Consider the following 26,743-nt stretch of genomic DNA (forward strand, 5'->3'; position numbering starts at 1 on the left):
TTGATGAAATACGGTATTCTGATGTGACAAAACCTGAGTCCTTATAGTTAAAGTGTTTGGTCGCACTTATATTTTAACTACTTTAGACTCAGGTTTTTTATTTAAAGCAAACTATGGGACAGCAGTGAGGTGATCCCTTTTTATTTAATTCTAAATTTTTGTACCTCAGGTTTTTGATTTCCCCATCCTGTCCAGTAATTGGTAACAGTGACGATCTTATTTTGAATACTCATAATTTTATAAATATCATTGCGGGGTGGTGAAATATCATTCGGGCGAATGACTTCGGTCATGACAAAAATTTCTGGTGACAGCCAGGTGATGCGCCATGCATCTTTATTATAATAACCGCGGCTGCATTCCATTTCATTTTGCCATGCTGCTGTAGTGGCTTGAGCATTAAATTTTAAGCCGGCACATTCAGCGCCCTCTAAAATAAGATATTTGCCTTTAAGTGAATCTTGATAATTTTGTGCAAAAGTTACACTAGAAAAGGTGCACAATAAGAATGTGCTTAATATGAGTTTGTTATTCATGAAATATCTAGTTTATTGATTTGAATGATATAAGTAACATCTTTGCGTATGCTGAAATATGATGTTTGCGCTCAAAATAATCACTTAATCTAGTCTTTTAGTCGTAGATCATACATGTTTGAGGATAGCGGATGATTTCTTCTACACCTGATGCAGGAATGCATTTTTTAGAGTTTTTCTCATATGGTTGTTTTTAAAAAATAAAACCAAGCTAATTTATAGGAATTAGCTATTGTCATAAATAAAATAAGTATTGGCATAAAAACCGCAATTTTCCGATTCTAAAACTGTTTATACATATACGCGTTTACCAAGATGGCAGCAGCCATTTGCTGGGCTTTGAGTAGTTTACAGATTTGTTCTTAGTGTTCATCGCCTTTCCATCAAAAACGGTATAAGTCCAATTTTTGCAGTTTAAGGAAACATTGATGTCGAATTCTGCTGTTGTTGAATCAGTTGCGCAAGCCTTACGTGACGCTGAATTATCAAAAACTGCGATTGCACCTGTACGCCCACAGCTTGGCGGCGAAAGTGCAGATGTTGATATTGCATATGCAGTTCAAGAAGTAAATACCCAACGCGCCGTGGCTGAAGGTCGTCGCCTAACCGGTCGTAAAATTGGTTTAACCTCTAAAGTTGTTCAAGCACAGCTAGGTGTAGATCAGCCTGACTTCGGTATGCTGTTTGCCGACATGGCTTATGGCGATGGCGAAGCGATTCCAGCTGGCCTGTTGATTCAACCGAAAGTTGAAGCAGAAATCGCGTTAATCATCAACAAAGATTTAACCCAAGAAAAACACACTTATGCAGACATTATCAGTGCAACAGAATATGCATTGCCTGCTGTAGAAGTGGTCGATAGCCGTATTGAAAACTGGAAAATTTCATTGATTGATACTGTTGCAGATAACGCATCTTCAGCAGCTTATGTTTTAGGTTCACGTCCAGTGAAACTTGAAAATCTCGATCTTGTAAATTGCAAAATGACCATGAAACGCGGTGAAGAAATCGTGTCTCAAGGTGTGGGTAAAGCATGTTTATCTAACCCGTTGAATGCTGCTGTTTGGTTAGCGGATGAAATGGTACGTCGTGGTCGTCCTTTACTTGCAGGTGACATTATTTTAACTGGTGCATTAGGTCCTATGGTTGTAGCTAATGCCGGTGATGAATTTGTTGTGGAAATTGAAGGCTTTGGTTCTGTAACTGCTGCTTTTGCTGCTGAATAAGTCAGAATTTTAAGCGCATTTTTAAGAGATATTGTTCATGAAAAAGATTAAATGTGCATTGATCGGTCCAGGGAATATTGGTACTGACTTGCTATACAAATTACAACGCAGTGAATTTTTAGAACCTGTATGGATGGTGGGGATTGACCCAACTTCTGAAGGTTTGGCTCGCGCTGCAAAAATGGGCATTAAAACCACTGCAGAAGGTGTAGATGGTTTATTGCCTCACGTGATTGCAGACGACATCAAAATTGCATTCGATGCTACTTCTGCATACGTGCATGCTGAAAACAGCCGCAAGTTGAATGAACTTGGCGTGTTGATGATTGACTTGACACCGGCTGCAATTGGTCCATTCTGTGTACCGCCAGTAAACCTTGAAGCATTGCTTGAACAAGGTGAAGTGCCAAACGTAAACATGGTGACATGTGGCGGTCAGGCAACCATTCCTATGGTTGCGGCTATTTCACGCGTTCAACCAGTGAACTACGGTGAAATCATTGCCACTGTATCGACTAAATCAGTAGGTCCAGGTACACGTAAAAACATTGATGAATTTACACGTACCACTGCGGGCGCAATTGAACAAGTGGGCGGTGCGAAACAAGGTAAAGCAATCATCATCATCAACCCGGCTGAGCCACCGTTGATGATGCGTGATACAGTTCACTGCCTTGTTGAAGGTGAACCAGATCAAGCTGCGATCACAGAATCTGTGCATGCAATGATTAAAGAAGTTCAAAAATATGTACCGGGTTACAAACTTGTAAACGGTCCAGTATTTGACGGTAACCGTGTTTCAATCTTCTTAGAAGTTGAAGGTTTAGGTGACTTCTTGCCTAAATATGCAGGTAACCTCGACATTATGACTGCTGCTGCTGCACGTACTGCAGAAATGTTTGCAGAACGCGTTTTATCAACAGTTGAAGCTTAAGGAGTAGCCACATGTCTAAGGTTATTATTCACGATATGACTTTACGTGATGGTATGCATCCAATGCGCCATCAAACATCAATCGAGCAAATGGTTGCAATTTCAACTGCGCTTGATGATGCCGGTGTTCCTTTAATTGAAGTGACACACGGTGACGGTCTTGGCGGTAACTCAGTAAACTATGGTTTTGCTGCGGCGACTGACGAAGAATATTTAAAAGCGGTGATTCCAAACCTTAAACAAGCGAAAGTGTCTGCACTTTTACTTCCGGGTATCGGTACGGTGGATCACTTGCACATGGCGCATGATGTGGGTGTTTCTACCATTCGTGTTGCAACCCATTCAACAGAAGCAGACGTTTCTGAACAGCACATTACTGCTGCGCGAAAATTGGGCATGGACACTGTGGGCTTCTTGATGATGGCGCACATGGCTTCTCCAGAAAAATTGCTCGAAGAAGCGCAAAAAATGGTGTCTTACGGTGCAAACTGTATCTATGTGACTGACTCTGCTGGTTATATGCTTCCTCAAGATGTAACTGACCGTGTGGGCATTTTACGTGCAAACTTAGGTTCAGACATCGAACTCGGTTTCCATGGTCACCACAACTTGGGTATGGGTGTTGCAAACTCTGTTGCAGCAGTTGAAGCTGGCGCGATCCGTGTTGACTTGGCATCTGCCGGTTTAGGTGCAGGCGCAGGTAATACACCGCTTGAATTATTCGTTGCTGTGGCTAACCGTATGGGTATGGACACTGGCGTAGACTTGTTCAAAGTCCAAGACGTTGCAGAAGAATTGGTTGTTCCAATGATGCATCAGCCAATCCGTGCTGACCGTGATGCAGCAACTTTAGGTTATGCAGGTGTTTACTCTTCATTCCTATTGTTCGCTAAACGCGCAGAAGCAAAATACGGCGTATCAGCACGTGAAATTCTTATGGAATTGGGTCGCCGCGGTACTGTTGGCGGTCAAGAAGACATGATCGAAGATTTGGCCTTGACCATGTCTAAAGCCAAAGAAGCGAATGCTTGATTTTTAAGTTTTAATTAAAAATCAAGCCAAAAAAGCACCCTAACCTGGGTGCTTTTTTATGCCTGAATATTTAATTTATAGATAAAAAATATCATGCAATAGTTGAAATATATTAATATAATCAATTGCTTAACTGAATTTTAAAGCTGTTTAAACTTAAAAACGATTAATCATTTCTTTTTAGCAAGCAAAAAAGCAAAAAATGCTAAAAATAGACACCGGAACAAGGCCTTAAAAATCACAGGATAAAATTTATGTGAAATATCTTATTGTTTAAAGTTCTTAACGAAATAGGCTACACAATTTAAAAAACGACAAAAATAACGTTAAATTATTGCAATATTAAGACTCTGGTCGGATTTTTTTTCACGACATAGTTCAGCATGATGGCGTCATAGCTTAATTTGATTACTAGGAATAAGCCATGCGTCGTCAAAATTTATGGATAGCAATACTTGCTGCGACAGCAACTTTAGGGACAACTGCATCACGTGCAGATTTTGTTGACGACAGCCAAGTACAATTGAAATTTAAAAATTTCTATTTAGACCGTCAGATTGCGGAAACACCAAATAAAAATTGGGGCTCATGGTCTCAAGGCGTGACTTTGGATGCGAAGTCAGGCTATCAAGATATTGGTGCTGGCATTCAGGTGGGTGCGGACCTGTTGGTTCAGCATGCATTCAAGTTAAATGGTCGTGATAAAAATGCAGACTGGGTTTTGCCACATGATGGTAAAGAGTCTAAAGACAACTTTGGTAAAGTCGGTGCGACTTTAAAAGCCAAAGTTTCACAAACTGAATTAAAAGTGGGTGAGTTATTGCCGGTATCACCAGTTTTAGTCTTTGATCCGTCTCGTCAGTTAATTACGACGTATAGCGGTGCATGGCTGGAATCTAAAGATATTAAAGATACCAAACTTACTTTGGCCTACATTGATGGTATTAATAACCGTTATGACAACCAGTTCCGTGACTTGACGTTGTTTGCGCCGGCAAAAGGTGCGAAATATTATGACAATGGTCCTGCTGCTGACGGTATGTATATTGCGGGTATTGATCATCAATTTACTCCGGAAATTGGCGCTAGTTACTGGTATGCCGATGTTAAAGACATTTACCAACAGCATTATGTGGGTGTGAACTACAAAACCAAACTAGGTGAAAAAGCCAAGTTGGACAGCCATATCCGTTACTTTGATAACTCGGAGTCTGGTGACAAGCTGTATAAAGAGATTGATAATCAGGCGTTGTCTGTTGGTGCAAAAGTGAATTACGGTGCACATACGGTAGGTTTGGGTTATCAGCAAATGTTTGGTAAAAGTGCGTTTCCAACCTTGGGTGGCTGGGTACCGCAGCCTTACTTAGTGAACTGGGGTGTAGCAACATTTACTTACCCTGATGAAAAATCACTTGGTTTAACATACGGCTATGATTTTTCTGATTTAGGTGCTAAAGGTTTATCGGCAACAGCTGTGTACATGATGGGGCAGGATGCAACTGTTGGTGCACTGAAAAATCAAGACTCTGAAGAATTTAATGCAATTGTAAACTACACCGTTCCTGAGGGTAAGTTGAAAGGTTTAGGCTTCCAGGCGATGTATATCGATGCGGATTTCGATTATAAGTCTGATCTGAAAGAGTACCGTGTAGCTACCACTTATACCTATAAGTTCTAATTGGTGAAACGGATAAAAAGAGCGACTGTAGACCAGTCGCTCTTTTTTATGCTTGAAACGTATTTTATTTTTGAATACCCTCAAAAATCTAAGGGTTTAATTTAAATAAAGTATTTAAAAACAAATAGTTAAATTATCGTTTTTTTATAGTGTTTGATCGTAAATTTGTATCAGTTGGACGGATGCGAACAGGTAATATAAGGCTGTAAAAAAGTAAATTTCACTGAGTCAACTTGACGTTAAATTCTCAATAAAGATGGAAACGCAAGCTAAAGACTGTACGAGGAGTATGTATGAGCACTGTTCAAATCCCTGAATATACAACAGATCCATTCTTTGGCTTAGAAGACAAATGGATTGAAACAGCAGAAGGTGAGTTGACTCACTATCACGAAGTGGGTGAAGGTACTCCTATTCTTTTCTTGCACGGTTCAGGTACAGGTGTATCGGCTGCGGCAAACTGGTGGTTAAACTTGCCACAAATTGGTGAGCAAGCACGTTGTATCGCAATCGACACGATTGGTTATGGTCAAACTGTGGTTGCACCAAATACCGCTTACGGTATTCGTGCATGGGTAGACCACGCGGTACGTACTTTAGACGCACTTGGCATTGAAAAAACCTGGTTGGTGGGTAACTCTTTGGGTGGCTGGTTGGCATTCCAATTAGCATTGGATTATCCAGAGCGTGTACTGGGTATTGTGTCTATGGGTACAGGTGGTGCGAAACAGACTGCTGCACTAAAAGCGCATGCTAACCCGGTATTGACTGAAGAGGGCATCAAGAAAACATTGTCTATGTTTGTTGTAAACAAAGACTTGATCACTGAAGAATTGGTAAAAGTACGTTTTGCTTCAGCTGCAAATGACTATGCATCTAACCGTTTAATGGACGTTGTGGGCGCACGTGACCGTGACCGTTTTGAATTCCCGCTTGATTTTGAAAAAATGAAAGACATTACTGTTCCAGTATTGCTCATTCATGGTGTACAAGACGTAGTGATTCCAGTGTCACGTACTTGGGATATTTTAAACACGGTTCCAAATTCAGATGCACACATCTTCAGCCAGTGTGGTCACTGGTCTCAAGTGGAAAAAGCAGAAGAATTTAACACTGTAATTAAAGATTACTTAGCTGCACGTGGCGTTTAAGTATATCTTGCTATAAAGCCATAAAAAGGATGACTTCGGTCATCCTTTTTTTATGGAATTTTAAATCGATCAGGTACTTATAAAGTTAGCTGCAACATTAATACTGATGGCCAGAATGGTGGTATTAAAACCATAAGCCAAAATTAAATGTAAGGTATTTAAAACCCGCATGCTTTGACGGGTGATGCTGACATCAGCTGTTTGCGCAGAGGTGCCAATGATATAGCTGAAATATAAAAAGTCAGGATAGGTTGGTTGCGGTGATTTTGGAAATTCTAAGCCACCTTCCTTATGTTTTTCCAGGGCCAAATAAAAATCATGTGCATAATGAATGGCGAAGATGGTATGCATAAAAAACCATGCGGAAGCAATGGTGAGAATAGAGAGGACCAAATGACCGGTTCGAATGCTCGTATTTTGAGGTAAATGATTAATTTCAATAATAATGGCAATAAAGCACATGATTAAGGTGAGGATCACCAAAAACATAATGATCCATTTGCTGGCATCTTGCTGCATGGCACGCTGCAGGATATGACCATGGTCTATACGCCAGAGTTTAGTGACGGTGAAAAACAAATATGTATAGATGGTGATATTCCAGCTGATTAATAGGCAGGTCGACCAGCTCCATGGCGTGACGAAATTTAAAATCAGATACAGCACAGCTATTGCTGGAAAGATAACAAAGAAATAAAGATGCGATTGAATACTGGTTTTAATCTGCTGAATCAGCTGCATAATCATCTTGTCCTTTATTGTTGTTTTAGATACCACCAGAGCCTCAGCTGCCTGTCAAAGTTTTATTAGACTTAAGTTGTAATTTCTGATTATAAAAAAAAATTTTATGGGTGAATGAGGAAAAAATTATAAGTTATTTCCTATCATCAAAGAGTAAACGATAAGAAATATGCCTAAGACTTAAGTCTGAAATGGTTTAAAAATACACAATTTGAAATAAAAAAGGCCCCCATTATTTATGAGAAAAATAATGAGGGCTGCAATTTTCAACTTTAGTCTGAAAAAAATGACTTAATCACGATTAATATTTAGATAAAACACATGAGTAAGTAGCTCGATAAACTTCTTCACCGCGATAGAATTGCTGTTTTTATGGTAACTCGCATACAAGTCGAGGTAAGGAAGTTCAACATCTAGGGTGCGAATCACTGAATTGCTTGTGATGAGTGGTGCAACATAACCTGGCAGAATGGTACAACCGAGTCCCATACCTATAGCATTAATATTAAATAAGATATTGTCGGCTTTTTGCACAATATTAAACTCAATGCCATTAGCTTTGGAAAAGTCTAAAATGGCATTGTGCAAGGTCAATGATTGCTCTGCTGCTGGAATAATAAAATCTATACTATTCAATGCTTTAACTGGTATGCGTTCATATTTTGCCAACGGGTGATTTTCCGGCAAGATAAAGATCAGCGGCTCACGTAAAACAAATAAACTTTCAATTTCATCACTATTGAAATTATGTCGGGTGAAGGTAACATCCAGCTCACCTTTTTTCAGCAATTTCATCTGCTCACTGTTATTCAGGCTAAGCAAATCAATTTTTAAATCAGGGTTTTGTACACGTAAATTGGGTAGTACATAAGGGAAAATTTTCATTTCCGCGACAGGGACAAAACCAATGCGTAGCATTTGCTGCTTGGCCTGTGAAACCTGACGTGCCATGGCAATGGCTTTATCTGCCTGAGCCAGCGTTAAACGTGCTTGTTCCAGGAATACAGCACCTTCTTCGGTCAATTCAACCTTGCGTTTGGTGCGATATAGCAGCTTTACGCCCACATCATCTTCTAAATCTTTGATCTGCTGACTTAAAGATGGCTGGGCAGTATAAAGCTTTAACGCTGCCTTACTGAAGTTTAGTTCTTCTGCAACGGTGATAAAATATCGAAGGTGTCGTAATTCCATATAATCCGTCCAATGAGTAATCCAAAAAATGTATTACTATGATTTGCTAAGAGTATAATCTATAAACAACTATGGCGTGAAGATGATTCTGCTATTTAGAAAATAAATGGTCTGGCGCAATCTATTGATGTTTTAATATAAGAAAAATGTCTGCCAATTATCTTTAAAATATCTTAATTGAAACAAAAAAAATATTTCACTAAAAGCCTCTAAAAAACCATCATCCAGTAAAAGTTGAGTCTATTTGTTTGTGACCCCACGGTTGTCGCAGGAGAGCTTTCATGAGTGGAAAAATTGATGTTCGCGAAATCGACGCTTTAGTCGATGCGCAAAATGGACGTATCTCGCCATCCATCTATACTGACCCAGATTTATACGAACTCGAACTCGAACGTGTATTCGGTCGTACTTGGTTATTCCTTTGCCATGAAAGCCAAATTCCTAAGGCTGGTGATTTCTTCAATACCTACATGGGTGAAGACCCAATCATTGTGGCACGTCAAAAAGATGGCTCAATCAAAGCATTCTTAAACCAGTGCCGTCACCGTTCTATGCGCGTAAGCTTTGCAGACTGTGGTAATACACGTGCATTTACTTGCCCATATCACGGCTGGTCTTACGGCATTGACGGTTCTTTAAAAGATATCCCGCTTGAAGAACGTGCTTTCCCGCAAGGCGCATGCAAAGAGCAATGGGGTCTGGTTGAAGTTAACCGTGTTAAATCATACAAAGGCTTGGTATTCGCTTGTTGGGATGAAACAACACCTGACCTAGAAGAATACATGGGCGATATCGCTTGGTACTTAGATGGTGTTCTTGACCGTCGTCCAGGTGGTACAGAAATTATCGGTGGTGTACACAAGTGGGAAATCGAGTGTAACTGGAAATTTGCAGCTGAACAGTTTGCATCTGACCAATACCACGCATTGTTCTCTCACGCATCTGCAATCCAAGTTTTGGGTGCAAAACCAGATGACGAATCATCTAAGAAATTAGGTGCTGCACAAACTGCTCGTCCTGTATGGGAAACTGCGAAAGACGCGATCCAATACGGTTCACGTGGTCACGGTTCAGGCTTCTTCTTCACAGAAAAACCAGATGCTAACGTTTGGGTAGATGGTGAAGTTGCTAACTACTTCCGTGAAACATTCGAAGAAGTGAAAGAGCGTTTAGGCGAAGTACGTGCATTACGTCTTGCTGGTCACAACACCATGTTCCCAACATTGTCTTGGTTGAACGGTACAGCAACACTTCGTGTATGGCACCCACGTGGTCCAAACAAAACTGAAGTATGGGCATTCTGTATTGCAGACGCTGAAGCATCTCAAGAAGTGAAAGAAGCATTCGAACGTTCTGCGACTCGCGCATTCGGTCCTGCTGGTTTCCTTGAGCAAGATGACTCTGAGAACTGGATTGAAATTCAAAAAGTTTTACGTGGTTATAAAGCCCGTCAAAACAAATTGATTATGGAAATGGGTAAAGGTAACGAGAAAGTTCGTGAAGATGGTATCCCTGGTATCACCAACTACATTTTCTCAGAAACAGCTGCACGTGGTATGTACCGTCGTTGGGCTGACCTATTGATTCATGAAAAATGGGAAGACGTTGAAGCTGCGGCTGACGAATATGAGAAGGAGCTTATGAAATGAGTCAAATTAGTTTAGAACTCCATCACCAAATTAGTCAGTTTCTTTATCGTGAAGCAAAATTGCTAGACGATTGGAAGTTCCGTGATTGGTTAGCTGTATTAGCGGAAGATATTTCTTATACGCTACGCACAACACCAAACGCGCAAACACGTGACCGTCGTCGTTCGATTGAGCCACCAACAACTTGGGTATTTAACGATACTAAAGATTTGTTGGAACGCCGTGTAGCTCGTTTAGAGACAGGTATGGCTTGGGCTGAAGAACCTCCTTCACGTACAACACACATGGTTTCAAATGTGATTGTTGAAGCGACTGAAGTTGAAGGCGAATACGACGTTTACGTAACGTACTTGTTGTACCGTACCCAGAAAGAGAAAGATGTAACAATCTACTGTGGTAAGCGTCACGACAAGATCCGCAAAGTCGACACTGAGCAAGGTTTCGAAATCTTCAACCGTAAGATTACCCTTGATCAGGTGACTTACAACTCACATAACCTGAGCGTGTTCTTCTAATGAATAAGATTTTTGTTTGCCAAGTTGACGAATTAGACGAAGGCGAAGCATTGAAAGTAGATTGCGGCGTTAACGGTATCGATGCGCTTGCAGTATTCAACAATAATGGCGAATTTTTCGCGATGAACGACCGTTGTTCACATGGTAATGCTTCAATGTCTGAAGGTTATCTTGAAGATGATGGCACTGTTGAATGTCCACTTCATTCGGCTCGATTCTGTTTGAAAACTGGTCAAGCATTATGCTTACCAGCAACAGATCCTATCAAAACATTCCCTGTGATTGTTGAAGATGGTGCTTTATACGTAGAGATGGCAGGAGAGTAATCATGGGTTGGCTACAAGGCGAAGTTGCACTTATTACCGGTGGTGGTTCAGGCTTAGGCTGGGCATTGGTTGAACGCTTTTTGGAAGAAGGTGCGCAAGTGGCGGTTCTTCAGCGTTCAAAAGCCAAAGTGGATGCCTTAAATGAACACTTCGGCGGTAAAGTTCTTGCGATCGAGGGTGATGTAGCCAGCTATGCTGATAACGTCCGTGCTGTAAATGCAACGGTTGAGCGTTTTGGGAAACTTGACTGTTTCGTTGGAAACGCAGGTATCTGGGATCATTACGCAGATATCGTCAATACATCGGGTGAACAGCTGGAAAAAGCTTTTGATGAGATTATGGGTATTAACACCAAATCTCTCATCTTAGGTGCTAAAGCTGCACTTGATGCATTGATAACTTCAGAAGGTTCTATCATATTTACTTTGTCTAACTCAGCACTGTATTCAGCAGGCGGAGGCCCTGTATACACAGCATCTAAGCATGCGGGTGTGGGCGTGATGAAAGAATTAGCCTATGAGCTTGCGCCTAAAGTACGAGTGAACGCTGTTGCTCCGTCAGGTATGAATGTCAACATCAAAGGCGCTGCGTCTTTAGGTCAGGAAAACCTTGGCCTGCTTGATGCCCGTGATCCTGAAAAAATTGGGCGCGGTATGCCGCTTGGCTTCTTGCCAGAACCTGAAGATATGACTGGTTCTTATGTGTTATTGGCTTCTCGTCAAAACAACCGTCCGCTGACTGGTGTTTTAATTAACGCAGAATGTGGTTTGGGTATCCGTGGTTTACGTCAACCACGTGCTGGCTTCTTTGACGAGATCTAATTCGCCAAATACGTAAAGGACTTAATCGGCAGCCGTCTTGGCTGCCTTCCGTTTAGGAGTCACCCATGGCCGTTAAACTTATTTGTGCATCGCACAGTCCCCTCATGGAATTCGCTTCTCCGCAAGAGAAATACAAAGAGGAAAAAGTTCGCGAAACTTTTGCCAAACTTGCGAAAGAAGTTGAAGACTATAATCCAACATTGATCATTACTTTTGGTCCCGACCATTTCAATGGTTTCTTTTATGACCTCATGCCATCTTTCTGCGTCGGTATCCGTGCCAAAGCAGCAGGCGATTGGGATTATGGTAAAGACAATGACCATATCAATGTGCCTGAAGAAACAGCAATTAGTCTGGTTCGTCGTGTATTGGATGAAGGTGTTGATGTTGCATACTCTTATCGTATGCAGGCAGACCACGGTGTGACTCAACCATTGCATTTCCTATGTGGTGGTCAACTCGATCGTTATCCAACGATTCCAATTTTTATCAATGGTGCAGCTGCGCCGATGCCAACAACCAAGCGTACAGTCGCTTTGGGTCGTGCAGTCGGTCAGTTCATTAAATCATTGAACTTAGAAAATGAACGTGTACTTGTTTTGGGTACAGGTGGCTTGTCTCATGATCCACCAACACCGCAAATGGGTTCAGTGCCTCCTGAAGTGGAAGAATTCCTGATTGCAGGTCGTAACCCAACAATTGATGCGCGTAATGCACGTCAAGGCAAAATTATTGCAGTAGGTCAAAAGCTCGCAGCTGGTGATACTTCTGTCGCAGTGCCACTTAACCCTGAATGGGATCGTGCATTGCTTGAAACTTTTGCCAAAGCTGACTTCGCTGCAATTGAAGCAATGACTGAAGCTGAAATTCGTGTTGAAGGTGGTCGTGGCGGTCAAGAAGTTCGTTCTTGGATGGCTGCTTTTGCTGCACTACATGAAGTGGGCGAATACGACATGACAACACATTGCTACGAAGATATTAGTGAGTGGATTGCGGGCTTCGGCATCGTATCTGCAGAATTGAAATAAGGAACAAACCCATGAGCCAAAATGGTATCGAAACCATCGTTATTGTTGGAGCTGGTCAAGCTGGTGCTAGCGCCATTTTAGAACTCCGTGCGAACAAGTATGAAGGCAAAATCATTTTGGTGGGTGATGAAACACATCTTCCTTATGAACGTCCGCCTTTGTCTAAAGACGTGATTCTAAAACCTGAAGAAACCAAAATCGAAATTCTGTCAGAAGAAAAATTGGCAGAACTCGGTGTTGAACATATTCGTGGCAATGGCGTGGTGAAAATCCATAGCGATGCGAAAATTGTTGAATTGAAAAATGGTGAAAACGTTGCATTTGACAAGTTGCTTCTAGCAACCGGTGGTGCAGCACGCCGTTTACCGAATTTCGATGCTTTGGGTAAACACGTTTATACCTTACGTAACCTTGAAGATTCACAAGCATTGGTGCCTGTATTACAAGCGGGTCGCCGTATTGTATTGATCGGTGGTGGTGTGATTGGTCTTGAGCTTGCATCTTCAGCACGATCTAAAGACTGTATCGTGACCGTGATTGAAATGGGCCCAATGGTGATGGGTCGTTCATCTCCACGTGTATTGAGCGAATTTTTATTGGCTCAACAACGTCTTGCCGGTGTAGATGTTCGTCTTTCGACTTCTATTGCTGACTGTAAGTTGGATGGCGAAGAAGTGGTGATCACGCTTGAAGGTGGTGAAGAACTTCGTGCAGATGCTGTAGTTTACGGTATTGGTATTGTACCAAATGCTCAACTTGCATTAGATGCTGGTTTAGATGTTGATTTCGCAATTAAAGTGAATGATAACTGCCAAACTTCGCATCCAGACATTTATGCAGCGGGTGACGTTGCGACTCAGCTTCGTGACTGCGGTAATCACCGTCGTGTCGAAACTTGGGAAAATGCAAATCTTCAAGCAGGTATCTTTGCGCGTCATGTAATGGATGTAGAACATCCTACACCAAACCCAGCGTGGTTCTGGACAGATCAGTTGAATATCAACTACCAGTTTGTCGGTGATATGGCTGCAAGCGAATGGATCGTTCGTGGTGAAATCAAACCTGAGTTGGCGGCTGAGTCTTCATTTGTATTGTTTGGTGTGACTGACGGTGTCATCGTTGGGGGTATCACTGTGAATGCTGCGAAAGAGATGCGTCATTTGAAAAAATTGATTAGCAAAAATGCGGCGTTTGAAGCGGATAAATATTTAGATTTAAGCCAAGATTTACGTAAACTTGTAAAGTAAGCTGAATGTCTAAGAAGAGCAGACTTGCGGTAACGTGGGTCTGTTTTTTTATGTCTTTAGTTTTAGCGTCACGGCCTTACATTACATTTTGGTTTATATGCCTTTGCGCAGGCGATGCCTTACTTTTAAAAGATTAAAAGTAACAAAAATCTTTTGATCGTTTGAGGATACTTCCGTGTATCCCAAACGATCGGGCGGCATCCATGCCGCCATCAGTATTGTTGATACCGGATTGAACATAAATTGAGTTCAGTTCTTTTTGATAAATTTAATTGAGCAATTTATGAATTCAAACTCAACGCCAATATTGGTGACGGCAAGTATTTATGCGCTTTTGGTACTGATTTGGGCGACGACGCCGCTCGCGATTGTGTGGAGTGTGCAGGAAATCCACCCGATGTGGGTGCTGATCATTCGCTACTTTGGTGCATCCATCATTGCACTATTTTTATTAAAACTGATGCGTGATCCTTTGCCGTTTGATGAAACTTCAATGAAAAGTTATGTGGCAGGGAGTTTGAATTTGATTGGCGCGCAGCTGTTTATTTATCTCGCAGCCAATTATCTCACTTCAGGTTTAATGGCACTGATTTTTGGCTTTTCACCTTTAATTGCCGGTTTGATTGGACATGTGATTTTAAAAACACATAAATTGGTCGCTTTGCAGTGGTTGGGCATGGCAGTTGCAGTGGGTGGTTTAACTTTTGTCTTTGCCGACTCTGCTGATAGTAAAGTTAATCCAATTGGTATCCTACTGATGCTAATCAGCATGGTGTCGTATATCAGTTCGATTTTTTGGGTGAAGCAGATTAACGCACCGTTAAAACCGATGTCTCAGGCGACCGGTTCCCTGATTGTTTCTGCCTTGGGTTCGGTGCTCATCATTCCATTTATTTGGCAGCATTTTCCAACCGCGTTGCCAAGCGGTCGTGCCATGATCGGTTTTGTCTTTACGATGATCATGTCATCAATTGTGGCGATGCTGTGTTACTTCTGGCTGATCAAACGTTTGGCGGCATCAACTGTGTCCCTCAGTAATGTGATGACACCTGTCATTGCATTGGTTTTGGGAGCAACGTTGAACAGTGAAAATATTAGCTCGAATGCCTTTATCGGAATCGTCGTTGTGATGTTTGGTATTGTGATGTACTTTTGGAAAGAGTGGCGCGAGCAGTATTTTTCCAGGCATTAAGTAATATGTGGATAGAACAAAGGAGCTGAAGGCTACTAATGTTATAAATTAATTCAAGCAAGCTTTGGATACACGAGTGTGGCAGGGATGCCACACGTTACCCATCACAACAAGGATGTTGTGTATGGGTAACAAAGGCTTTTGCTTACTTTTAGCCTTTCAAAAGTAAGACTTCGCCTACACAAATAATTTTCAATTTTATTGAAAAAATGTGGCAATGAAGTTCCTAACTTTAACAAGATGACTTTAAATCTTTGTATAAACAAAATATTAAAGAATAAAATTGCTATTTGATTAACGAAAAAATGCTTGAAAATCACTTTCATCAATCAGATTTTAATTTCTTCTCTGCAATTCCTTTTCAAGCTAAAAGTAATATTTTGTTCCACATGGAACATTTTAAATATAAGCAACTTATAAACTGATGAAACAATCGTCAGTTGCGCTAAAAACAACAAAAGAATAAACAACTCGCGCGATGAGATTGAGTACTATGGAACGATTCATAAAATCAAATAGATCTGTTTGATAACAATAAGTTTAGGACAAATTTGAATGTCTGATTCCAATAAAATTGTGGTCTATGCGGCACTGGCAGGTAATCTGGCCATTGCTCTGGTCAAGTTCGTCGCTGCCTATCTGACCAACAGTTCGGCCATGCTCAGTGAAGCGATTCACTCGGTTGTGGATACCCTGAACGAAATTTTGCTGCTGTACGGCATGAAAAAATCGCAACAGCCGGCCAACTATAAACATCCTTTTGGTTATGGGCGAGAACTGTATTTTTGGGCCTTTATTGTGGCATTAATGGTTTTTGCTCTCGGTGCCATCGTGTCCATCTATCAGGGCATACAGCATGTGCTGCATCCTGAAGAAATGCTCAATCCCACTATCAACTATATTGTTTTGGTTATCGCGATTGTATGCGAAGGCACTTCATGGTTTGTGGCCTTAAAAGCTTTTCGCAAGGTCAAAGGGAATCAAGGCTATTTCGAAGCTTTTCGCCGCAGTAAAGATCCGACCACCTTTACAGTACTATTTGAAGATAGTGCTGCGCTGTGTGGTCTTTTTATTGCATTAATCGGTATTTATCTGGCTCATGCTCTGAACATGCCTGAACTGGATGGGGTGGCCTCGATCTTGATTGGCATTGTGCTGGCGATTTCTGCTATTTTATTAGCCCGTGAAACCAAAGGGCTATTGCTGGGTGAAACGGCCGATCCACAACTACGCAACAATATTCTGTTGATAGCCCAGGAAGATGAGGCGGTACAGTCGGCCAATGGTGTGTTGACTGAACAGATGGGTGCGCATCAAGTCGTGGCATCCTTAAGTCTGGAGTTTGAAGACAATTTAAGTTCCGATGACATTGAGGCTTGCGTCAACAGAATTGAAGCGAAAATTAAACAGATTCACCCGGAAATTGTGGCATTGTTTATCAAACCGCAAACTAAACAGGTGTGGTTGGAACGTATGAAAGGACGTTTGGAATAAAACGTGATATATATGGCGCGACATTCAAGATATCGGATTTTGGATGTTTAGGTCACACTAAGAAATTGAATGTACATGAAGCAGAAGCCTGAGCAATTACACTTTCAACTCCCGACCAAAGCAAGCTGGTCACATACCTGGCGTCAGCCTTCATTTCAATTTATGTATTCGAATCATCATAATGGTGAGCGATTCTTCAATGCATTGCCCAATCCGGCAGGGCGTGGACGGGCCGAGCTGATCAAGTGGTTGCTCACCCGCAAGTCATCGACCTGGAATGTCGATACGGCTAAGGAACAGGCCGAATTTCATGCCAGCAAACGGGCCATTCCGCAGGATCGGCCCAATGCCAGTCTGGATGATTGGCAAGTGTGGTTTGTCGGCCATGCCACTGTCTTGATTCAAATTGGGCCCTATAATTTGCTTACAGACCCGGTCTGGTGTGAATATGCCAGTCCGAAGCAGGGCACAGGTCCAAAACGGGTAATTCCTGCCGGGATTGCTCTGGAAGAATTGCCAACCATTCATGCCGTGCTGCTCAGTCACAATCATTATGACCATATGGATCTGGCCAGTCTGGAATGGTTGCACGATAAATTTGCCATGCCCATTTATACCGGTCTGGGCAATTCCTGGTATTTGCCCAAAAGTTTTCATGTACTGGAAATGGACTGGTGGCAATCATCTTTGTTGCATGATTTAAAAATTATCTATACCCCGGCACAGCATTTTTCCGGTCGCGGCTTGCGTGATCATAGTCGGGCACTCTGGGGCGGTTTTTCCGTGTTGCATGGCAAAGACCACTGTTTCTTTGCTGGTGATACCGGTTATTCGCCACATTTTAAAGAAATTCACAGCCGTTTGGGCGCACCGCGTGTTGCACTGTTACCGATTGGGGCCTATGAGCCGCGTGAGCTGATGCGTTATATGCACCTGAACCCGCAGGAGGCTTTTCAGGCGCATAAGGATTTACATTCTAAATGTTCGCTGGCGGTTCATTATCGAACCTTTCAGCTGACCGATGAAGGTCGGGAACAGCCTGAGATTGATTTAAAAGTGGCGATGAAAAACACCTCCAAACTGATGACGCCGTTTTACTGCGTGCGGGAAGGGCGGCGTCTGGTGGTTTAAGTCTGTTTAAGATGATTGTTGATTATGTTGATGATTTTTTTAGGATGACTGTTGGCTTAGCTTGAAAAGTTGAATCGCCAGCAGTGAAAGGGTAATCATGGCAATATTCATCACCACTGGATTAAAGGCAGTGGTGAGTTGCAGGGGATCGGTGATCATAATGAGCAGTAATAATCCACTCAAGCCCAGTATATTAAGCTGATGGATGAAGACTGCTCTTTGCCAAAGCAGAAAAGTACAGCCAAACATTATTTCAATCATGCCTGAGAGGGCAACACAGATTTTTGCCAGATGTAACTCTAGACCCATGCTTTGCCAAATGGCGATTTCAGCAGCCGACTGAAACAATATTTTAGGGATCAGGCCCTGATAAATCCAAAGCACAGCAAGTGTGATCTGGATGAGAAGAAGCGGTCTGTCTAATAGAAGTTTATGATTCACGAATGGCATGTTCCAAAAAATGCGGTCTGTTTTCAGCAGAAGGGATCAGACAATTATTGGTTTGACCAAAGAGCCAATAGCGATTCAGTGCGACACGGCGGTAGAGAAAATCCCGAATGGGCCGAGGCATGAGATAACCTGCATTCATCAGCGAAAAAGGCAGTCCCAAATGCTGCATGACTTTGAGTAAAGCGGTTGATTCGGTATGCAGCTGTCCATTTAGAATCACCACCATGGTGGTGTAGTGGCTGGTGGACATGCCGTAATAGTGCAGAATTTGTTCACCCAAAGCCGATTGAGCAGAAACCAGTTTGAACTTTGCGTGTTGATCATGTTTGATCAGAAATTTTGCCCAGCCGTTACAAATCATGCAGATGGCATCAAATAAGATAATGTCATGTTTTTGAATAATGGTGGCAATAGGATAGGACATGACTAATTTATTTTTAGTTGGTTATGGCATGACTATAGCAAACAGTGATGGATAAAAAAACAGCGTCAAAAGTGTGCGCATGATGCTTTTTTAAGTGTATTGATAATACATGTTTTAAGACTTTTGCTTTGCTTTTTCAAGCTGCATCAATCTTTTACTTCTGCATAGACATAAATAGACATTTTCGATTGTTTTCATTCGTAAAAGCTGCTTTAGATTGTCATAAAAAACAGTTATTTTGATTATGAATTAGATGTATTTAAACGGTTCCTCACAATAATCATTTGAACGTATTTTTGGGAGTTCAAACATGTCACAAGATCAACAATCTTCAGGTTGTCCATTCCACAACAAACAAGAGGGTGGTCAAACCAGTTTAGCCAGTACCAACAATGCCGACTGGTGGCCGAATGCCCTTAATCTCGACATTCTGTCTCAACACGATAAAAAAACCAATCCAATGGATCCAGACTTTGACTATGCGGCAGCATTTAACTCATTGGATCTGGAAGCGGTGAAACAAGATCTACGCGAGCTGATCAACAGCAGCCAAGACTGGTGGCCATCGGACTATGGAAGTTATATTGGTATGTTCGTGCGTACTGCTTGGCACTTGGCAGGTTCTTACCGTAAGCAAGATGGGCGTGGTGGTGCAAATACCGGTAACCAACGCTTTGCACCACTCAACAGTTGGCCAGATAACGTCAACACCGATAAAGGCCGTCGCTTACTTTGGCCGATTAAACGTAAATACGGCAACAAAATCTCTTGGGGTGATTTGATTGTCTTGGCAGGTACCGTTGCTTATGACGTTGCCGGCTTGAAAACTTTCGGTTTTGGCGGTGGTCGTACCGATATCTGGGCACCTGAAAAAGATATTTACTGGGGTGAAGAGCGTGAATGGCTTGCGCCAACCAAAGAGCGTTATGCGAGCGATGCTGACCGTTCATCTTTAGAAAATCCACTTGCAGCGGTACAAATGGGCTTGATCTATGTCAACCCCGAAGGTGTAGATGGCGTTCAAGATCCACTTCGTACGGCTCAAGACATGCGTGTGACCTTTGACCGTATGGGTATGGATGATGCAGAAACTGTTGCATTAACCGTAGGTGGTCATACCGTCGGTAAAGCACACGGTAATGGTAAAGCTGAACTGCTCGGCAAAGACGTTGAAGGTGCAGACGTAGAATTCCAAGGTCTAGGCTGGCATAACCCTGAAGGTACAGGCAATGGCCCAAATACCATGGTCAGCGGTTTAGAGGGTGCCTGGACAACGCATCCAGACAAATGGGACAATGAATTCCTTTACTTGCTATTCACCTATGAATGGGAAAAAACGTTAAGCCCTGCAGGCGCGAAACAATGGGAACCTGTGAATATCAAAGAGGAAGACAAGCCTGTTGATGCGCACAATCCAAACATCCGCCGTAACCCAATGATGACAGATGCCGATATGGCACTGAAATTTGATCCTGAATACCGCAAAATTGCGGAAGATTTCTATAGAAATCCAGACAAATTGGCAGATGCCTTTGCTCGCGGCTGGTTCAAATTGACGCATCGAGACATGGGGCCTAAAACACGTTATTTAGGTGCAGATGTTCCTGCAGAAGATTTAATCTGGCAAGATCCAACGCCTAAAGGCAATACATTATCTGAAGCAGATGTTGCAGATTTAAAATTAAGACTTTTAAACAGCGGGTTAACTTCAGCGGAACTGATTGCAACAGCATGGGACAGCGCGCGTACCTTCCGTGGTTCAGATTACCGCGGTGGTGCAAATGGTGCACGTATCCGTCTGGTGCCGCAAAAAGACTGGGTTGGCAATGAGCCAGCGCGTTTAGCGAAAGTATTGGCGAAACTTGAAGAAATCAAAGCAGCTTCAGCCGCTCATGTCAGCATTGCAGATCTCATTGTATTAGGTGGTACAGCAGCGGTTGAGAAAGCAGCACATGCTGCAGGCGTGGACGTAAATGTACCATTCCTTTCAGGTCGTGGTGATGCATCTCAAGAGCAAACTGATGTTTATTCGTTTGAAGATTTCGAACCGAAAGCAGATGGTTTCCGTAACTTCGTGAAACAAGATTTTGTGGTTCAACCTGAAGAAATGCTGTTAGACCGCGCACAATTGCTGGGTTTAACTGCACCTGAAATGACCGTGCTGGTTGGTGGTTTACGCGTACTTGGTGCGAACTACGGTGGCGCGAAAGAGGGTGTATTCACTGATCGCGTGGGTGTGCTGAGCAATGACTTCTTCGTGAACTTAACTGACATGAAGTACAACTGGAAGCCAACTGGCAAGAACAGCTATAACATTGTAGACCGTGCAACAGGTGCCGCGAAATGGACTGCAACACGTGTAGATCTTGTGTTTGGTTCTAACTCGATTCTGCGCTCCTATGCAGAAGTCTATGCGCAAGATGACAACAAAGCGAAGTTTGTAAAAGACTTTGTGGCAGCCTGGACTAAAGTGATGAATGCAGACCGTTTTGATGTGAAAAAATAATCTGTAGTGAAATTAGAAAAACCGCCCTCGGGCGGTTTTTTTGTGAAACAATGATCGCTTATGAAAAAAACTGAGTTTTGATCTGCACAGTTTTTAATGTTTTAAGGTATTGATATTACTTAATTTATATTAAATTTCATATGACGAGTAGAATGGTAATTTTAGGAAAAATTAATCATTTCTATACCTTTCATGCCTATTGCGTTAGTAATTAACAGTATAGCCCAATGCAAAAGTACGACCTTCAGCAGGAATTGCCAGCAGTGAATTGGCATTGGTCACAGCAGCCTGTTGCGCAAATACGGTTTTATATTGATTATCCCATACATTATAAACACCAAAGTCCACACGACCTTTCGCTAACGGGAAATGCGCCAATACATCCATGGTAGTATAGCCTTTAATATCTGCTGCACTATTACCATCAGTAATACCAGCAGCTTTTAATGCAAGGTCATCTTTATAGGCTTTATCAGTGCCTTTGATGGCCAACATTTGAGCACGTACACCATAGCCTTCTGCATGATTCCATTCAGCGAACAATGTACCTTTCATCGGTGAAACCGCAAAAGCATTTAACTCATGCCAGTTATTAGCCGCGTCTTTGTATTGACCTTGGGTATAACCTAGCGTTCCACCGACTTTGTAATTGTCCATAAATGGATAACTGACTGTGGCCTCTGCGCCATAAATACGTTGATCGGTATCGACCACATTCACTGATCGGTCGGAGTTAAACTGAACGACTTTGTCAGAAGTATTATAGAAACCTGTTAAGCCTAGATTTAAACCAGAATCCTGATTTAAACGCCAACCTAATTCGTAGCTATTGACTGTAATTGGTGCAATTCCAGAAGTCGTTAAGGTATATGCAGCGACATCACGCAACACACGTTGTACATCTGGATAGCTATAACCTTGCGAGAAATTGGCATAAATTTGCTGTGCATCCGTGAGTTTATACACGGCTCCCAGGTTAAACAGGAATTTATCAGAATCTGTTGAATCAGCAGCCATTAAGGTAATCGGGTTACGTGCAGTTAAATAACTGTCCGTATCCGCCTGAACATATTGGTAACGTACACCAGCTTGAATATTCAGCTGATCGGTTAATGCATAATCTCCTTGCACAAAGGTACCAATATTCTGGATTTGTGTATCGGGCCCTGAACCTTGTTTTTCTCCAGTCGGGGTATAGACTAGACCATTATTGCTTGGCGTATAGTAGTCCGCCCACTGATGATCTTTTTCCCAGTCATAATCCAGACCATAGGTGAGTTTTAGATCTCGATCGGCCACTTTCATATGTGATTGCAGGGTTGAACGAATACCTGCATAGTCCACATTCGACTGGCTTTGTTTTACATTGGTACCATCTTTTGAATAACCATAAGGCACAAAACGCGATTCTTCATTGCGATAATACGCTTCAACATTTAAAACCTGTCCCAGGAAATCCTGATTTTGGTACTGTGTATTAAAGGCATAACGTTCTGTAAACGGTTGATTATTTAAGCTCCAGCCTTTTATTGCTTTTAAAGATGGATCTGTTTTTGTCAGCAGGTATGAATAATCAGGGCCATATTTGGTATCCTGTTCATCCTTATAATATTGAGCGCCAAAACTTAGACTCTGATTGTCAGTTAAATTAAAATTTAATCGACCATTTACATCAATAGTGTCGCTATCCATATTGCTACCCTGCCATGGGCTTAATGAAATACGATCACCATTCGCATCAAACTGCGAACCTCGGCTGGTATAGTCTAAACCGAGAAAACCATCGACCTTGTCATTTGCAAAGGATGCTGTTTGTCCAACTTGATAGGCCAGACTGTCACTGCGGAAATTATCCGCTGATGTCACACCCAATTTGGTCTGGAAACTGACTGGTTTGGATTTGTCCGCACGTTTGGTAATAATATTAATAATACCGCCTGTCGCACCGGAACCGTAAATGCTGGTCGCCCCAGAAACCACTTCAATATGATCAATCAAATCCGGGCTGATACTGTTCAACTGACGCGCCACATCACGTGAACCGGTTTGTGAGACTCCATCAATCATGATCAGTACATTACGACCCCGCATGGTTTGACCATAATTACTGGTAGTGCCACTACTTGGTGCTAAAGACGGAACCAGTTGTGCCAAAACATCAGCCACTTTACGTCCTGTACCCGCCTGCTGGGCAATTTCATCTGCAGAAATGGTTTGCACGGTACCCGCAGTTTCAGCAATGCTTTTTGGTGTACGCGTTGCCGTCATCACGATGGTAGCAAGTTGCACTTCGGCATTTGGTGTTTTAGATACGCTTGCACTTGTGTCATCTGCATAAAGATGGGTACAAATAGCAGTCGTGAGAAGGCAAAGACTAAAGTGGGACAATTGCATTCTTATCTTCCGATATAGTAAGTATTAATGTCGGTGCAAATAATAATCATTATTATTATCAAAGTAAAAAACTTTTATTCGCCATTTTACATAATGGTCGTTATTTAAGTTAAATATTATTAAATATCAATAATTTAAGAAATTATTTTAACTTGAAGAATACATAAAAAGCCTCTTTTTGAAACAATCCGGATTTTTTTGTGATCAATTCAAAATCTTTTGCCAATCAAAAAAGGATCTTTAATTTAAAAAAAAGGCCATTTCTATTAAAAAATTAAGTTAACCAAAGTCTGAATAATATCTTCTTTCAACTCATCCCACTCCGCAAACTCCGGCTCTATCCACTAGGTTTGCAAAATAAAGCCATAATCGCCTGTGGCATGTCTAAATTCCGTGTTCAAGTTACATAGCATCTGAATCCAAAAACATGAAAGTAGGTCGTTACGCTAACTTTAAAAACCTTTCAAAAGATGCCAATGGCAAAGATCGTCCGCAACCGCCAAAAGATGCCAACGGCTGTCCAATGCCACCGAAAGATGCAAATGCTAAAGACCATCCAAAGCCGGCTAAAGCGCAATAATTCAGACGGCTGTTTAAAAAGGAAAAGCGGGGAAAATCCCGCTTTTTTTATGCGGTATTTTTACTCATCGCGGCGTATGCGGATAGCTTAAAGGATGAATCGCCATCATCATATCCTCTTTTAAAATATGCCAGTCGTCGAACTCTGGCTGGATCAACAAAGTCTGTGAAATAAAGCCATAACACACCCGCTGCATATTTAATGCCAGTCGATCGAGTGCAATTTCAGCTTCAAATGGCGCCAAAATACAGCGCCACATGTCCACCATCATGGCATAGCTTTTTTGATAGATTTCAATACTGGAGATCTGCCGTTCTAGCAAAAACACCTGCGCCCATAAAAATTGCTGTCCTTGAACCTGCTCAATTTGAAAATGGATCATCTGCTGTAAATAAGCCGATAAATCCAGAGCTGTGGATAACTGCATCAGCGATTGTGCATAAGTTTTCATCTGTTCGGCATTGTGTTTCACATGTAAATGAATGGTCAGCGCAATCAAATCTTCTTTTTTGGAAAAATACTCATAAAAGGTGCCTAAGCCGACACCTGCCAGGTCGGTAATCTCACGAATGGTAATTTTATTGGCAGGCCGTTCATGTAAAAGCCGAACAAAACTTTCTTGTAATGCTTCTTGCGTGAGCTTTGCGCGTGATTGGCGAGGCTTACGTCGTACGTTTATCTCAGAATATTTCATAAAGACAGGCCAAGAAAAGCCGAACATATAGCAGTGAATAATTGGCTATACTGAAATGAAATGGAGATAAGAACAAGCAGGAAATATAAACAATGCAGACATCAAATCCGACATTCGATCAGACATGGATGACCCATCAAATTACGAATCAATTTGATGAATTGGAAAACTACAATCTATTTTCAAGTGATGCGGTTTTACACGAAATATTAAAACGTTATGGCAGCCATGATCAGGCTACCTTGTGCGAAATGGGCAAAGTTGTAGGTTCTAGTGAATATTATGAATATGCAGATCTTGCCAATCGCCACACTCCAATTTTACAAGCTTTTGATGCTCGTGGGCGCCGAAAAGACTACATTGAATTCCATCCTGCATGGCATAAATGGATGAGTCTAAACCGTCAGTTTGATACCCATGCACATCCCTTCAATCAGCCGGACTCTAAAAGTAAATGGGTAGAATGGGCAGCGCGTTTTTATTTATCAGGCCAAGTCGAATGCGGCAATTTATGTCCAAACTCAATGACGCTAGGTAGCATTCCACTCATACAACGTGAACCTGAACTTTGGGCAAAAATAGGTGAGAAGCTTTTATCCACTGAATACGATGAGCGTGATGTTCCGATTGCACAGAAAAAGTCGATTTGGCTGGGTATGGGCATGACAGAAAAGCAGGGTGGATCGGATGTGCGTGCCAATGAAACCCTTGCCGTACCAGTCGCGGAAACAGGTCGAGGACAAGCTTATTTACTTACAGGTCATAAATGGTTTTTCTCTGCCCCTATGTGTGATGCGCATTTGGTGGTGGCAAAAACCGAACAAGACGGTTTGGCCTGTTTTTTTGTCCCTCGTTGGTTGGAAGATGGCAGCAAAAATCAAATTCAGGTGCAACGCTTAAAAGAAAAAGTCGGTAACCGCAGCAACTCAAGCTCTGAAGTCGAATTTAAGAATGCATGGGGCATCATGATTGGCGAAGCAGGACGTGGCATACCGACCATTATTGAAATGGCCAATTACACCCGTTTAACCTGTTCAGTCGGTTCAAGTGCCATGCTACGCCAAGCCTTAGTGCAGTGCATTGCCTATACGCGTCAGCGAAAAGCCTTTGGCAAACTATTGATTGATCAACCATTGATGCGTGCAGTTTTGGCAGATTTAGCTTTAGAAAGTGAAGCAGCCACTCAGCTTAGTTTTCATTTGGCACAATGTTATGAATCCGATGATGCTTTGTCTGTGGCATGGAAACGTATTATGACCCCAGCCGCCAAGTTCTGGATTTGTAAGCGTACAGTAGAGCTCACCGGTGAAATGATGGAAGTCTTTGGCGGCAATGGCTATGTAGACAACGGCATCATGGCAAGGATTTTTAAAGAAGCGCCGGTGAACACCATTTGGGAAGGCTCGGGCAATGTCATGTGTTTGGATGTGCTGCGTGCAATTGCACGTGATGCTGAGTCCATCGAAGTATTATTTAAAGATTTATCGATCACAGCACATACAGATGCAACCCTGCAAACTGAATTACAAGACTTGTTTAGATTATTTCATCAATCATCTGAGGACTTGCAATTTATGGGGCGTAGCTTAGTCAGTCGCTTAACGGTATTGGCACAAGCGGTGTTATTAAAAAGATATGCACCTGACTATGTGGCAGCGGGTTTTATTCAAAGCCGTTATAGCGCCAAGCATGGCCAAGTAGTCGGTATGCTGGATGCAAAACAGGTAGATGTAGAGCGTTTATTAGAAAGGGCCTTTGCCAGTTAATTTCATTGAATATACCCTCTCCATAAGGGAGAGGGTTT

At 42.1% G+C, this 26,743-nt stretch carries 24 protein-coding genes; 17 read left to right on the forward strand and 7 right to left on the reverse strand.

Features of this window, described 5'->3' with window-relative positions; translation table 11 throughout:
• Nucleotides 1-140: 140 nt before the first annotated feature.
• Complete coding sequence (locus FB6_RS01820; protein ID WP_174558367.1) at nt 141-536, reverse strand: hypothetical protein; 396 nt, start codon at nt 534-536, stop codon at nt 141-143.
• 428 nt (nt 537-964) lie between these two features.
• On the opposite strand from FB6_RS01820, the gene mhpD reads away from it, so the two are divergent.
• The 5 genes from mhpD to FB6_RS01845 all read left to right on the forward strand — a co-directional run bounded on the left by mhpD (nt 965) and on the right by FB6_RS01845 (nt 6,556).
• Entirely contained in the window at nt 965-1,762 is a 798-nt protein-coding gene (gene mhpD, locus FB6_RS01825) for a 2-keto-4-pentenoate hydratase (protein ID WP_174558368.1), read from the forward strand.
• 37 nt (nt 1,763-1,799) lie between these two features.
• Nucleotides 1,800-2,696 carry an acetaldehyde dehydrogenase (acetylating) gene (locus tag FB6_RS01830; RefSeq protein WP_174558369.1) on the forward strand — a complete coding sequence of 299 codons (897 nt, stop codon included), beginning with the start codon at nt 1,800-1,802 and terminating at the stop codon, nt 2,694-2,696.
• An 11-nt stretch (nt 2,697-2,707) separates the two neighbouring features.
• Nucleotides 2,708-3,727, forward strand: a complete 1,020-nt coding sequence (dmpG, locus tag FB6_RS01835) for a 4-hydroxy-2-oxovalerate aldolase (protein ID WP_174558370.1) — start codon at nt 2,708-2,710, stop codon at nt 3,725-3,727.
• A gap of 424 nt (nt 3,728-4,151) precedes the next feature.
• Entirely contained in the window at nt 4,152-5,405 is a 1,254-nt protein-coding gene (locus FB6_RS01840; RefSeq protein WP_174558371.1) for an OprD family outer membrane porin, read from the forward strand.
• A 293-nt stretch (nt 5,406-5,698) separates the two neighbouring features.
• Entirely contained in the window at nt 5,699-6,556 is an 858-nt protein-coding gene (locus FB6_RS01845) for an alpha/beta fold hydrolase (RefSeq protein WP_174558372.1), read from the forward strand.
• 69 nt (nt 6,557-6,625) lie between these two features.
• Here FB6_RS01845 and FB6_RS01850 read toward each other — a convergent pair whose 3' ends face one another.
• Nucleotides 6,626-7,303, reverse strand: coding sequence for a DUF1345 domain-containing protein (locus FB6_RS01850; RefSeq protein ID WP_174558373.1), 678 nt, complete (start codon nt 7,301-7,303; stop codon nt 6,626-6,628).
• A gap of 285 nt (nt 7,304-7,588) precedes the next feature.
• Nucleotides 7,589-8,488 carry a DNA-binding transcriptional regulator HcaR gene (gene hcaR, locus FB6_RS01855; RefSeq protein ID WP_174558374.1) on the reverse strand — a complete coding sequence of 300 codons (900 nt, stop codon included), beginning with the start codon at nt 8,486-8,488 and terminating at the stop codon, nt 7,589-7,591.
• 281 nt (nt 8,489-8,769) lie between these two features.
• Between hcaR and hcaE the strand changes: the two genes are divergently transcribed.
• The 9 genes from hcaE to FB6_RS01900 all read left to right on the forward strand — a co-directional run bounded on the left by hcaE (nt 8,770) and on the right by FB6_RS01900 (nt 17,891).
• A complete protein-coding gene (gene hcaE, locus FB6_RS01860; RefSeq protein ID WP_174558375.1) occupies nt 8,770-10,137 on the forward strand; it encodes a 3-phenylpropionate/cinnamic acid dioxygenase subunit alpha in 1,368 nt (455 codons plus the stop codon).
• Entirely contained in the window at nt 10,134-10,652 is a 519-nt protein-coding gene (hcaF, locus tag FB6_RS01865) for a 3-phenylpropionate/cinnamic acid dioxygenase subunit beta (protein ID WP_067763936.1), read from the forward strand. Before hcaE ends, hcaF begins: the two co-directional genes overlap by 4 nt.
• Entirely contained in the window at nt 10,652-10,978 is a 327-nt protein-coding gene (gene hcaC / locus FB6_RS01870) for a 3-phenylpropionate/cinnamic acid dioxygenase ferredoxin subunit (RefSeq protein WP_067763933.1), read from the forward strand. The genes hcaF and hcaC overlap by 1 nt, the downstream gene beginning before the upstream one ends.
• A 2-nt stretch (nt 10,979-10,980) precedes the next feature.
• Nucleotides 10,981-11,799, forward strand: coding sequence for a 3-phenylpropionate-dihydrodiol/cinnamic acid-dihydrodiol dehydrogenase (gene hcaB / locus FB6_RS01875; protein WP_174558376.1), 819 nt, complete (start codon nt 10,981-10,983; stop codon nt 11,797-11,799).
• Nucleotides 11,800-11,864: 65 nt separating this feature from the next.
• The gene (locus tag FB6_RS01880) at nt 11,865-12,827 is read left to right on the forward strand and encodes a 3-carboxyethylcatechol 2,3-dioxygenase (RefSeq protein WP_174558377.1); all 963 of its coding nucleotides are present in this window, start codon (nt 11,865-11,867) and stop codon (nt 12,825-12,827) included.
• An 11-nt stretch (nt 12,828-12,838) separates the two neighbouring features.
• Nucleotides 12,839-14,074: a 3-phenylpropionate/cinnamic acid dioxygenase ferredoxin--NAD(+) reductase subunit gene (hcaD, locus tag FB6_RS01885; RefSeq protein WP_174558378.1), complete on the forward strand. Its 1,236-nt coding sequence runs from the start codon at nt 12,839-12,841 to the stop codon at nt 14,072-14,074.
• 283 nt (nt 14,075-14,357) lie between these two features.
• The gene (locus FB6_RS01890; protein WP_174558379.1) at nt 14,358-15,266 is read left to right on the forward strand and encodes a DMT family transporter; all 909 of its coding nucleotides are present in this window, start codon (nt 14,358-14,360) and stop codon (nt 15,264-15,266) included.
• A 555-nt stretch (nt 15,267-15,821) separates the two neighbouring features.
• Nucleotides 15,822-16,760, forward strand: a complete 939-nt coding sequence (locus FB6_RS01895; protein ID WP_174558380.1) for a cation diffusion facilitator family transporter — start codon at nt 15,822-15,824, stop codon at nt 16,758-16,760.
• Between the two features lie 75 nt (nt 16,761-16,835).
• Nucleotides 16,836-17,891 (forward strand): MBL fold metallo-hydrolase, encoded by a 1,056-nt coding sequence (locus FB6_RS01900; protein ID WP_174558381.1) that lies wholly within the window; start codon nt 16,836-16,838, stop codon nt 17,889-17,891.
• A gap of 39 nt (nt 17,892-17,930) precedes the next feature.
• Here the strand turns inward: FB6_RS01900 and FB6_RS01905 are convergent, their stop codons facing one another.
• Nucleotides 17,931-18,341 carry a DoxX-like family protein gene (locus FB6_RS01905; RefSeq protein ID WP_174558382.1) on the reverse strand — a complete coding sequence of 137 codons (411 nt, stop codon included), beginning with the start codon at nt 18,339-18,341 and terminating at the stop codon, nt 17,931-17,933.
• Nucleotides 18,322-18,765 carry a thiol-disulfide oxidoreductase DCC family protein gene (locus tag FB6_RS01910; protein ID WP_174558383.1) on the reverse strand — a complete coding sequence of 148 codons (444 nt, stop codon included), beginning with the start codon at nt 18,763-18,765 and terminating at the stop codon, nt 18,322-18,324. The genes FB6_RS01905 and FB6_RS01910 overlap by 20 nt, the downstream gene beginning before the upstream one ends.
• A gap of 310 nt (nt 18,766-19,075) precedes the next feature.
• On the opposite strand from FB6_RS01910, the gene katG reads away from it, so the two are divergent.
• Nucleotides 19,076-21,271, forward strand: coding sequence for a catalase/peroxidase HPI (gene katG, locus FB6_RS01915; protein ID WP_174558384.1), 2,196 nt, complete (start codon nt 19,076-19,078; stop codon nt 21,269-21,271).
• Nucleotides 21,272-21,475: 204 nt separating this feature from the next.
• Here katG and FB6_RS01920 read toward each other — a convergent pair whose 3' ends face one another.
• Nucleotides 21,476-23,665 carry a TonB-dependent receptor gene (locus FB6_RS01920; protein WP_174558385.1) on the reverse strand — a complete coding sequence of 730 codons (2,190 nt, stop codon included), beginning with the start codon at nt 23,663-23,665 and terminating at the stop codon, nt 21,476-21,478.
• Between the two features lie 427 nt (nt 23,666-24,092).
• On the opposite strand from FB6_RS01920, the gene FB6_RS01925 reads away from it, so the two are divergent.
• Nucleotides 24,093-24,245 carry a hypothetical protein gene (locus tag FB6_RS01925; protein ID WP_174558386.1) on the forward strand — a complete coding sequence of 51 codons (153 nt, stop codon included), beginning with the start codon at nt 24,093-24,095 and terminating at the stop codon, nt 24,243-24,245.
• 64 nt (nt 24,246-24,309) lie between these two features.
• On the opposite strand, the gene FB6_RS01930 is transcribed toward FB6_RS01925, so the two are convergent.
• Nucleotides 24,310-24,939, reverse strand: a complete 630-nt coding sequence (locus FB6_RS01930) for a TetR/AcrR family transcriptional regulator (RefSeq protein ID WP_174558387.1) — start codon at nt 24,937-24,939, stop codon at nt 24,310-24,312.
• A 92-nt stretch (nt 24,940-25,031) separates the two neighbouring features.
• Here FB6_RS01930 and FB6_RS01935 point away from each other — a divergent pair, with 92 nt between their 5' ends.
• Nucleotides 25,032-26,705, forward strand: a complete 1,674-nt coding sequence (locus FB6_RS01935; protein ID WP_174558388.1) for an acyl-CoA dehydrogenase family protein — start codon at nt 25,032-25,034, stop codon at nt 26,703-26,705.
• Nucleotides 26,706-26,743 lie beyond the last annotated feature (38 nt).

It is taken from the genome of Acinetobacter bouvetii, from assembly GCF_902753875.1.
GTDB lineage: Bacteria > Pseudomonadota > Gammaproteobacteria > Pseudomonadales > Moraxellaceae > Acinetobacter > Acinetobacter bouvetii_A.